This is a genomic window from Chamaesiphon sp. VAR_48_metabat_135_sub (assembly GCF_031418915.1).
Lineage (GTDB): Bacteria > Cyanobacteriota > Cyanobacteriia > Cyanobacteriales > Chamaesiphonaceae > Chamaesiphon.
Genome location: NZ_JANOJV010000214.1, coordinates 1 through 11,303 on the forward strand (window position 1 = coordinate 1; position 11,303 = coordinate 11,303).

Consider the following 11,303-nt stretch of genomic DNA (forward strand, 5'->3'; position numbering starts at 1 on the left):
CCCCACACCCCCACACCCCCACACCCCCACACCCCCACACCCCTCCCCCTCTCCCCCTCTTCAATGGAAAATCCCGCTACTTCAGAATTAAATCTAGGTGACTTTAAAGATGAACCGATCGCGCATTTGATGCAAGAATTATGTACGCCATTAACGAATATTAAAACAGCTCTCAAATTACTCGAATCCCCCCTGCTAAAACAAGCACAACGACAAAGATATCTGGGATTAATTCGGGGTGAATGCGATCGCCAAACTTTATTAATTAGTGGTGTAACCAGACTGCTGGCGATCGATCGGCCTCCAAATCCATCAGAAATAGTGCCAATTCAGCTCTCCCAGATTATTCCTGGAATAGTTAGTACATATCAACCATTGGCACAAGAGAAAGGAGTTAGACTAGGGTATACTGTAGCCGACGATTTGCCAACAATTATTTTTGTGGAGACATGGCTGCGGCAAATTGCGATCGATCTACTGCACAATGGAATTAAATATACACCCGAAGGCGGACAAGTTTTTGTCAAAGCTTCAGTACAAGGTGAATATGTACAATTAGAGTTTCGAGATACAGGTATTGGTATTCCACCAGCAGAAATACCCAAAATTTTCGATCGTTTTTACCGCGTTCGTAGTTTACCAAACGATCGTGGTGCAGGGTTGGGTTTGACGATCGTTCAGAATATCCTCTTACGCTGTGGTGGCTCGATTTCAGCGATCAGCCAAGTCGGTTCTGGTTCAAAGTTTCGGGTACTTTTACCAACTAGGGGATAGGGGATACCCACATTTTGCACCAGATGCAAAGTCCTTGGGGTGTTAGGGGAAAGGGGACAGGGGGAAAGGGGAAAGGAACTAAACGAACAATATCCCTTCTACCTAACGTCATTAATAGTAAATATATATTGAGGCAAGATGTGGGGAGCGGGGACAGGGATTAGCCCAAAGTCTAAAGCCCAAATCCTAAAGTCTAAAACCTCAAATTTAAAGCCTCAAATCTAAAGCCTAATTTCCTCGTGCGTATATCCAAATTTAGAGTAGTCTTAGTTCGATCGATTAAAGTCTTTTTAGTATTCTGCGTGCTAGTATTCTCAACTAGTATTTACGCACGTAAAATCGAACCAATTTGGTTTGAAGTCACCCAAGTTGATATTGCTGTACCTAAATTAGAGCGAGCATTTAATGGCTATCGGATCGTCCAGATTAGCGATCTTCATGCTGGTGATGGGATCGATCGATCTCATTTAGAAGAAGTTGTCAAGATTGTCAATAGTCAAAATCCAGATTTGGTAGTTATCACAGGCGATCACATCAGCCGATTACCCAAGCAACATCTAGAATTATTAGATACTCTAGCCAAATTGCATCCACGCGATCGCACTATTTCTATCTTGGGTAATCATGACGTGCATGACGATCCCGAGCCAATTCGCACAGCCATAAAACAGGTAGGAATTACGCTCCTAGAGAATACTATTTACACATTAAAACGCGATAGCGCAACACTGCATATTGCAGGTGTTGGTGATGTTTATTTTAAACAAGACAAACTCGATCGAATACTTGCTCAATTACCCGCCACTGGAGCCGCAATTATGCTCGCTCACGAGCCGGATTTTGCCGATGAAACCGCCGCAACTGGACGATTTGGCTTACAATTATCGGGACACTCCCACGGCGGACAGCTCAGGATTCCCTTTTATAAGGGTTATACACCTCTGCTGGCTCGTAAATACCCCTTGGGACGCTATCAGGTTGGCAATATGATTCAATACACTAATCGAGGCATCGGTACGATCAAATTCCAAGCTCGATTTAACTGTCGTCCCGAAATTTCCGTGTTTAATCTAGTCTCTGGTAGCTAGTGGCTGGTAAATTAGGGTTAGGCTTTAGGTATTAGGTATTATGTATTCGGCTGCAAGCAGCCCTCTCATCCCTACCGCCTAATCCCTATGTTTCCAATCCCTAAAGCCTAATCCCTAAACCCTAATACCTAACCCACATGGCATCCATTCGCGAGTTGCATCATCAGCTTGTCACTAAACAACGATCTGCGGTAGAAATCGCCACGGAAGCGATCGATCGAGTCGAGCAACTCGAACCAAAACTGCGCAGTTTTTTGCGGACTACACCCACTCAAGCTCTAGAACAGGCAAGACTAGTAGATGCCAAAATCGCTGCTGGAGAAGAGATTCCACTCCTGGCTGGCATCCCGATCGCGCTCAAAGATAATATGTGTACTCAGGGGATTGAGACTACCTGTGGTTCCAAAATCCTCCAAGGATTCGTTCCCCCCTATGAATCTACAGTTACCCAAAAACTTAAAGACTTAGGCGCGGTATCCCTGGGTAAAACCAACCTCGACGAATTTGCGATGGGAAGTTCTACCGAAAATTCTGCTTATCAAGTCACCGCCAATCCCTGGGATTTAGAACGAGTACCAGGCGGATCTTCAGGTGGTTCTGCTGCTGCTGTAGCGGGGTCAGAATGCGTTGTATCGCTCGGTTCCGATACTGGTGGTTCGATTCGTCAACCTGCGTCTTTTTGTGGCGTGGTGGGGCTAAAACCGACCTATGGACTAGTATCGCGATTTGGATTAGTTGCTTATGCATCTTCCCTCGATCAAATCGGCCCATTTGCGCGGACGGTTGAAGATGCAGCAATCTTATTAGAAGCGATCGTCGGTTACGATCCCAAAGATTCTACCAGTCTCAAAGTCGAGACTCCTAAATACTCCCAATTGCTCACCCCAGATTTACCAAAGGGTTTGAAAATTGGGATTATTACCGAGACTTTTGGCGAAGGTTTAGATCCGCAGGTAGCTGAATCTGTCCGCCAAGCGATCGAGCATTTCCGCTTGCTCGGTGCGGAAATTCAAGAAATTTCCTGTCCCCGTTTCCGCTATGGTTTACCTACCTATTACGTCATCGCCCCTTCCGAAGCATCGGCTAATTTAGCCCGCTATGATGGTGTGAAATACGGCTTTCGGGCAGAGGCTGACAATCTGATGTCGATGTACACTCAGACTAGAGCAGCCGGATTTGGTGCGGAAGTCAAACGCCGGATTATGCTCGGTACCTACGCACTTTCGGCGGGTTATTACGATGCATATTATCTCAAAGCGCAAAAGGTGCGAACGCTGATTAAAGAGGACTTTGAAAAAGCATTCAGTCAGGTAGATATTCTGATTACCCCAACTGCGCCAACCACTGCTTTTAAAGCTGGCGAAAAAACCGCCGATCCTTTGAGCATGTATCTTTCCGACTTGATGACGATTCCCGTCAATCTGGCTGGATTACCAGGCATTAGCATCCCCTGCGGTTTTGATGATAAAGGAATGCCGATCGGTTTACAATTACTCAGTAATGTTCTCCGTGAAGATCTCTTGCTTCAAGTCGCCCACGTCTACGAGCAGTCTACTATTTGGCATAGTCGCTCTCCCCAACTATAAGATCTCCAGATATATTGATGATGGTCAATATGTAAATAAGTAAATATAGGCCGTCATCAATATACCTGAAAGCAAGCAACACCGATTATCTGGCTATATGTTATGAAAATTGAGCCAAGCTAAAGAAACGTGAGTTCGGGATAAGGGTTGTTCCAAGCGAAGTGGTAAACGATAAAGAAGGATTAAAACTAATATTTAAGATCGACTTAACCCCACCTTATGAGCCAATTAGTTAAATGTTCGGGTAAATTTTGCCGTTTTCTAGTAGCTGGATCGATCGTGACATGTTTAGTTATGGCAGTAGCCGATACTAAAGATTTAGTAAATGTTTGAGCATTTATTGACAATATCTGATATTCTATCTCAAATTTACAACTATCGATCGAGCTAGGAGTAAGTTCGATAATTACTCGATCTCCGCAAAACAATGGTCTGAAAAAATCAGCCGACATATGAGTAATTGGCACTGCAAAATCTGGGTTGTTTACAAACACTTTTAAATCGATACCCGACTCAATTAATGAAGTCTCATAAGCAACATGGCAGATCGAAATAATATTAGCAAAGTACATCACCCCTGCTGCATCAGTATCTCGAAACTGAACTGTATATTCACAACTAAAAGACATAGCGTGCTGTTTCCCCTATCCCCGAATCCCGAATCCCGAATCCCGAATCCCTAAACCAACAATAAAGGTTGACATCGATCGAGAGCGTTAGCTAATTGCTCGATTTTAACAGGTTTAGTTACATAGTCATGCATTCCAGCCGCTAGACACTCTTGTTTGTCACCTTCGAGTGCATTTGCTGTCATGGCAATAATTGTCGGACAGCGATGTTCGGGGAATTCGGTCAAAATCCGACGGGTAGCTTCCATTCCGTCCATTTTGGGCATTTGCAAATCCATGAGAATTACATCGTAAGCTTTCTTTTGTAATAGTTCGAGGACTTCTACACCGTTGATGGCAATATCAGCTTGATAGCCCATCCGTTTCAACATATGAATCGCTACTTTCTGGTTAACAAGATTATCTTCAGCTAGCAAAATTCGCAATGGGTATGTGGCTTGATAGAGATCGTAGTTTGATGACTTGGATTTGAGCACAGCGATCGATCTTTCGGGATTTTGACCTAAAATATGCGTGAGTACATCTTGAAGTTGAAATTGTTTGATTGGTTTATTTAAGGTCGCAGCAAAATCGACTTGAGCAGCTTCAATTTCTGCCCGACTGATACTGAGAGAACTGAGCATTACTAGTGGTAATTGTTGGTATTCAGGAAACTCCCGAATTTTTTGAGCGAGGGTCAAACCGTCCATTTCTGGCATATACATGTCCAAAATTGCTAGATCGAAATGACCGCGCAAATTGAGTAATTTGAGAGCTTCAGTTCCAGATTCCGTCGCGTGGGCAAGCATTCCCCACGATTGGGCTTGAAGAGTTAAAATCTTGCGATGGGTGGCATTATCATCGACGATTAATAATCTTTTTCCTTGTAATTCTACTGGTTTATGCTGCTCTGGTTGGGCGGACTGGGATGAAGCTGGTGCAGCTTTGGCAATAATCGTAAAAAAGAAATTCGATCCACCCTCTCCATTACTCTCGACCCACATTCTACCATTCATCAATTCAGTCAGTCTTCGGCTGATTATCAGCCCTAATCCCGTACCGCCATAGTTGCGGGTAGTAGAAGAATCAACTTGACTAAAAGCTTTGAATAATCGATCGATCTTATCTTGGGGGATGCCAATCCCAGTATCTTTGACGACAAATCTCACTTCATAGGTAGGATCTTCCGTCAGAATCAGATCCTCCTGATTAACATTAATTTTCCTCGCTGTCACACCAACTATTACTTCCCCAGAATTGGTGAATTTCAAACCATTACCAATCAGATTGACTAAAATTTGGCGAATGCGCGTGACATCGCCACATAATAAATTCGGGGTGTTTTTATAGATGAGATAGGCAAGTTCTAAGTTTTTTTCCGCAGCTTTGGGTGCGAGCAGATCGAGAGTTTCTTCAATACAATCGCGGATATCAAAAGGTTGGTAGTCTAGCTCTAATTTGCCCGATTCAATTTTGGAAAAGTCGAGAATATCATTAATTAATGTGAGTAGCGCATCTCCACTGTGACGGATCGTACTTACAAAATCATATTGTTGGGGCGTAAGTTCGGTATCTAATAATAATCCTGTCATCCCAATCACCCCATTCATTGGCGTGCGGATTTCGTGACTCATGGCAGCTAAAAATGCACTTTTAGCTTTATTGGCTGATTCTGCCGCCTTTCTGGACTGTTCGAGCAGATGATTTTGCTGCTGAAGTTCCTCAGACTTGTGGCGCAAAGCCAAATTTGATGCTTCTAGTTCTCGATGTAAATGAGATTGATTGAGTACTCGTTTGACTCTTTGACGCAATACCGCCCAGTGAATGGGTTTGGTAATATAGTCAGCAGCACCCACTTCATAGGCTCGATCGAGTGACGCGCTATCATCTAACCCAGTAATCATCAATACTGGTGTCAGTTCCCCTCCAGGTAAATGTTGCAGATGGGCGCAACATTCAAATCCATCCATCCCTGGCATCACCCCATCCATCAGCACTAAGTCTGGTTGGATTTCTTGGTAAATGACGATCGCTTCTTCTCCATTCGGCGCAGTTCTGACCTGATAGCCATCTTGGGTGACTTTCTCACATAATACCTGTCGAACTACCTCATCGTCGTCAACAATCAGGATCAGTGGTGGGTGATGATATGTTTGACCGATTGTCATAATGAATAATAAATCAGTTGACCCTTTGTGTGGCTTCAGGGCAGGCAGTTGACAGTTGGTCAATCTGGAGGTTTTCGAGTCAAACACAGCACAATTAAGTTTAAAAACGGCGTTGACAGAGGATTGACTGCTTCTTTATTTATCCCAAAAATCGACGATGAACTGACATATCCGCCCAATTCAACTGGTGTGTCCTGAAATATTTCCGAACTTATTCATCGATCGCCGATAACTAATAACGGTTCTGTGGTACCATCGCTGTGTTATCTGTGACTAATTCAGACGTGACTTCGATCCGCGATCCGAACGCTTTGCGTCAGCTATGCCAAGATTACCACCCTGTATCCGATCCTTCGATCCTTTGACTGTAACTTCATGCAATTATTGCGAGATTCCCTCCGCCGAACTAAGATTGTTGCTACCATCGGTCCGGCAACTAGTAGCCCTGAAGTCCTGAAGCAACTGATTCAAGCTGGCGCAACGACTCTGCGCCTCAATTTTTCGCACGGTACTCACGATGACCACTTGGCAAATATTCGCCTGATTAGGCAAATATCCTTTGAACTCAATCAGCCTGTGGGTATCTTACAAGATTTACAGGGGCCGAAAATTCGGTTGGGTAAATTTGCTGATGGTTCGATCGTGCTTAAAAATGGCGATCCATTCACGCTGACGAGTAAAATCATCCCAGGGACGCAGACGATTAGTTCGGTGACTTACGATACTCTCGCTGACGAAGTTCCAGTTGGTTCGACGATCTTGCTAGATGATGGTAAGGTTGAGATGGTAGTGACCGCAGTCGATCGAGACACCAGTGAATTGCACTGTAAAGTCGTAGTTGGTGGGCCATTATCCAATAGTAAGGGTGTAAATTTTCCTGGAGTTTACCTGTCGATTAAGGCTCTGACAGATAAAGATCGTCTGGATCTAATGTTCGGACTAGATCAGGGCGTAGACTGGGTAGCACTGAGCTTCGTCCGCAATCCCGCCGATATCCTCGAAATTAAAGAACTGATTGCCAATGCGGGTAAAGAAGTCCCCGTGATCGCTAAAATTGAAAAGCACGAAGCGATCGAGCAAATGGAAGAAATCCTCGCGCTCTGCGATGGTGTCATGGTAGCACGGGGCGATCTAGGCGTAGAATTGCCCGCCGAACAAGTCCCCCGAATTCAGAAACAATTAATCGCCACCGCCAACCGGATGGGGATTCCAATTATTACCGCGACCCAAATGTTGGATAGTATGGTAAATAACCCCCGTGGGACTCGGGCCGAGATTTCTGACGTTGCCAATGCTATTCTAGACGGTACCGATGCGGTGATGCTCTCCAACGAAACCGCTGTAGGTAATTATCCGATCGAAGCTGTCGAAACGATGGCGAGAATTGCCCTGGAAACCGAGAAAGAAAAACTCTCCAAACGCTGGGAAGATAACAAGAGATCGATTCCCAACGCCATCAGCGAAGCCGTTGGCAATATCGCCGAACAACTCGGAGCCGCCGCCATCATCCCCTTCACCAAAACCGGAGCTACCGCTCGCAGCGTTTCCAAATTTCGCCCATCCAAGCCGATTCTTGCCGTTACACCCCATGTAGACGTAGCTCGTAGGCTTCAACTCGTTTGGGGCGTTCAACCCATGCTCCTGCTCGATCTAGCCAACGTAAACGACAACTTCCAAGCCGCCATCAACATGGCGCGGACGAGCAATCTCCTCCAAGAAGGGGATCTGGTGGTGATTACCTCTGGTACTCAAGGTGTAGCTGGTTCAACCGATCTCGTCAAAGTCGAAGTTGTCACGGCAATTTTAGGACAGGGGATCGGCATCGGACATGGATTGGTGACAGGAGTAGCTCACATTGCCCGCACGCCGAGGGATGTCGCCCACTTTAATAAAGGAGATATCTTGATTGCCACGACGACTAATGCTGAATACTTAGACGCAATTCGTAAAGCCAGCGCGATCGTCGTTGAAGATGAGGGTTTAACCTGTCATGCAGCGGTGTTAGGCTTGCGATTGGATATTCCCGTCATCGTCGGCGTAAAGGATGCCACAGGTGGCATTCGCGGCGGTACTGTAATTACGCTGGATGTTCAACGCGGGTTAATCTATTCAGGGGCAATTAGTTTTAATTGATTTTACCCCGATCGACCTAGATCCCCGACTTTTTTAGAAAAGTCGGGGATCTTGCGCTATTTAGATTGGTGGTAATATTGATGCGATCGATAAGCTAAGATTGGGGAATGCGAGGGGTGAAATTGAATGGGTTTCGGTGAGAATCAGTTGACTGGTATAGCCTGTGGGCGTAGGATCGCGGAAGATATGAACTTGACGATTTTTAATATCTACGACCCAGTATTCGGCGATACTCGATCGAGCGTAGAGTTTGTCTTTGACTTCGCAGTCTTGTTTGAGTGTAGAATCAGCTACTTCGATGATTAGATCAATATCATTAGGAACGGGATGGTGTTCGTTGTAATCGAGGATAGTTCCTTTGACAATGGCAAGATCTGGTTCTGGCTCCGAGAAGTTATCCAACCGAATCGGATCTTGAGTACGAATTAGAGCACTCTTGCCAAGTTGATCTTGAAGATTAGTAGCTAAAAGTTGGAGTGTTGTGACATGGGGAGTTCCTTTAGCCGTCATGATGATAATTTGTCCATCAATTAATTCAGTCCGTTCGTTAGGATCGAGAATACCCAGTTCGCTCATCCGGTAGTAGTCTTGGACTGTCCAATATTTAAGACAAATAGATGATGAAGATTCGATTGCTATTTTCATGCTCAAAGGTTCCGCCAATGCAGATGCTCCGCTGTGCAAATCAGGTAAAGTTTTGAGGACAGTCATATTTAGAATTCTCCGCTTTACACCTTTGTCTGTTGAAAGCTCGATCGCTACTATTCTAATCGATCGAGCTGATTGATTTAATACTTGATGCGCGGATCGATCCAGGCATTGATCAGATCGATAAGAATACTAGCAATTACCACGATCGCTGCGAAGAATACCATAATTCCCTGTACAGTAGGATAGTCACGATTGGAGATAGCTTCATACAATTGACTTGCCAATCCTGGCCAAGAAAAGGTAACTTCAGTTAAGACTGCACCACCGAGCAGGGAAGCAGTAGTCAAACCTAAGACAGTAATCACCGGAATCATCGCATTTTTGAGAGCGTGGGAAATCAAAATCTTGTTTTCAGGAATCCCTCTCGCTCTGGCGGCTTCGACATATTCGGCTTTCATGCTTTGCTTGAGATTTACCCGCACAATCCGTTCAAAAATGCCGCTGAGTAAAATACCCAATGTCAAACAGGGTAAAGCCAGATGATGAATCGAGACGAAAAAGCTGGGGATGTCGAAATGGAGTAGACTATCGATCGTGTAGAGTCCAGTAATTTTCGCAGGAGGAGTTAAGTTCGCCGGAAATCTACCACCAAGGGGGAAAATATGTAATTGCACTGCGAATACTAATTGCAATAACATTCCCACCCAAAAAATCGGTAACGAATAACTAACTATTCCAAATAATCTTCCACCTACTTCGGATTTTGTCCCTGGACGAGCTGCGCCAATCGTACCCATAATAACTCCAACAACAAAGGCAATTACCATACTACCGATCGCCAGTTCTAATGTTGCAGGGAAATTTTCTTGAATGACGTTAACTACAGCTTTACCAGAGCTGGTGATAGAATCCCCGAAATTGCCTTGTAAAATATTACCGAGATAACGAAAATATTGAACATAAATTGGTTGTTCTATACAGAACATCGGTTGCTTTTCGCATAAATTCTTCATGAATTCTGCTTTGGTTGCATCCGATGCTCTCGCACCCAAAAACATATCCGCCGGATCGCCAGGTGTCGCTTTGAGCAGGAAAAATACCAATGTCACGATCGTCAATAGCATCAACGGAGCTAGCAGCAATCGTGCGGCAAGATAGTATTGGAGAGTTTTCGATCGAGACATAAGGGTTGTGCTTAGTTTTGGTAGATTGGGGCTTAGTTCTGGTAAGGCTTTAGGTGTTAGGTGTTAGGCTTTAGGGCAAGAGTTACGAATTGAAAGTTAGATTTTAATTAATTGTTAAACAAACTTTGTTTTTGTTTTAGATCGAAAGATAAATTTAGTCCCTAAAGCCTAAAACCTAAAACCTAAAACCTATTTCTTCATTTCCGAATACAGTAAATTCTGAAGTGGATCGATTTTGATGCCGCTCATGCCTTTTTTAGCAAAGACAAAATCTTTGGTTTGCCAGAGGGGAATGAGGGGAACATCCTGGATCAGTTGAGATTGGATGTCGGCGTAGATTTGTTTGCGTTTAGTGGGATCTGATTCCTTGCCTTGAGCATTAATTAGTTCATTCATTCGATCGCTATAATAGAACGATCCTTGAGATTGACTCGCACCTTCTCCGCATCCATTCTGCTTTACGCCTTTTTCGTCGATTAAAACTTTAGGACATTGGAGGAATGGTTGGACAAAGTTGTCAGGATCGAGAAAATCGGGATACCAATCTTGAAGTGTTGATGGATAAACATTCTTGCTAGCATACTTGAAGAAAGATGCCGACTCGATCGTGTTTGGTTCGAGTTCGAGCATCCCATCTAATTTTTTGTTGGCATAGGCACGCAGAAAGCCCGCAGTCAGGCGACGGGATGTAGAACCAGAGGGATACCAGATTTGAATTCTAGCGGGGTTCTGGGGCGAAAATCCAGCTTGGGTGAGCAGTTGTTTGACCTTGGGAATATTACCATCCCCATAGGCATTTTTAAAAACTGGCTGAGACACGGCAAAGGTATCGGGGACGATACTGTATAAGGGCTTTCCTTGCCCGTACAAGATGCGTTCGTTGATAGTTGGTCGATCGACTAAAGCTGCCAGTGCTTGACGGACTAGGGGGTTATCGAGCGGCTTCTGGAGGACATTGAGGATCAGATAACTGGTAACACTACCATCGATCGCGATCGATTGCCAATTACCCGCTTTGGCTCCGGCTTCGAGCACTTTGACTTGATCTGGCTCTAATGCTTGGAAGGCAACGTCAACAGCTCCGGTGCGGAAGGAGTTGTAGAGGTTTGCC

At 44.7% G+C, this 11,303-nt stretch carries 9 protein-coding genes; 4 read left to right on the forward strand and 5 right to left on the reverse strand.

Features of this window, described 5'->3' with window-relative positions; genetic code table 11:
• The 3 genes from RMO55_RS15550 to gatA all read left to right on the forward strand — a co-directional run.
• Window positions 1-774, forward strand: a 774-nt coding sequence (locus RMO55_RS15550) for a HAMP domain-containing sensor histidine kinase (protein ID WP_310427908.1), incomplete at its 5' end; no start/stop codon positions are given.
• A 239-nt stretch (window positions 775-1,013) separates the two neighbouring features.
• Window positions 1,014-1,862: a metallophosphoesterase gene (locus RMO55_RS15555; protein WP_310427909.1), complete on the forward strand. Its 849-nt coding sequence runs from the start codon at window positions 1,014-1,016 to the stop codon at window positions 1,860-1,862.
• Between the two features lie 137 nt (window positions 1,863-1,999).
• Window positions 2,000-3,448 carry an Asp-tRNA(Asn)/Glu-tRNA(Gln) amidotransferase subunit GatA gene (gene gatA / locus RMO55_RS15560; RefSeq protein WP_310427911.1) on the forward strand — a complete coding sequence of 483 codons (1,449 nt, stop codon included), beginning with the start codon at window positions 2,000-2,002 and terminating at the stop codon, window positions 3,446-3,448.
• Between the two features lie 206 nt (window positions 3,449-3,654).
• Here the strand turns inward: gatA and RMO55_RS15565 are convergent, their stop codons facing one another.
• Both RMO55_RS15565 and RMO55_RS15570 read right to left on the reverse strand, forming a co-directional pair.
• On the reverse strand, window positions 3,655-4,077 hold the full coding sequence (locus RMO55_RS15565) for a thioesterase family protein (protein WP_310427913.1): 423 nt from the start codon (window positions 4,075-4,077) through the stop codon (window positions 3,655-3,657).
• Between the two features lie 50 nt (window positions 4,078-4,127).
• Window positions 4,128-6,224 carry a response regulator gene (locus RMO55_RS15570; protein WP_310427914.1) on the reverse strand — a complete coding sequence of 699 codons (2,097 nt, stop codon included), beginning with the start codon at window positions 6,222-6,224 and terminating at the stop codon, window positions 4,128-4,130.
• Window positions 6,225-6,599: 375 nt separating this feature from the next.
• On the opposite strand from RMO55_RS15570, the gene pyk reads away from it, so the two are divergent.
• Entirely contained in the window at window positions 6,600-8,357 is a 1,758-nt protein-coding gene (gene pyk, locus RMO55_RS15575) for a pyruvate kinase (protein ID WP_310427916.1), read from the forward strand.
• Between the two features lie 60 nt (window positions 8,358-8,417).
• Here pyk and RMO55_RS15580 read toward each other — a convergent pair whose 3' ends face one another.
• The 3 genes from RMO55_RS15580 to RMO55_RS15590 form a co-directional block, all read right to left on the reverse strand.
• Entirely contained in the window at window positions 8,418-9,068 is a 651-nt protein-coding gene (locus tag RMO55_RS15580) for a Uma2 family endonuclease (protein ID WP_310427917.1), read from the reverse strand.
• A gap of 77 nt (window positions 9,069-9,145) precedes the next feature.
• Window positions 9,146-10,192 (reverse strand): ABC transporter permease, encoded by a 1,047-nt coding sequence (locus RMO55_RS15585; protein ID WP_310427919.1) that lies wholly within the window; start codon window positions 10,190-10,192, stop codon window positions 9,146-9,148.
• A 189-nt stretch (window positions 10,193-10,381) separates the two neighbouring features.
• Window positions 10,382-11,303, reverse strand: a 922-nt coding sequence (locus RMO55_RS15590) for an ABC transporter substrate-binding protein (protein ID WP_310427921.1), incomplete at its 5' end; no start/stop codon positions are given.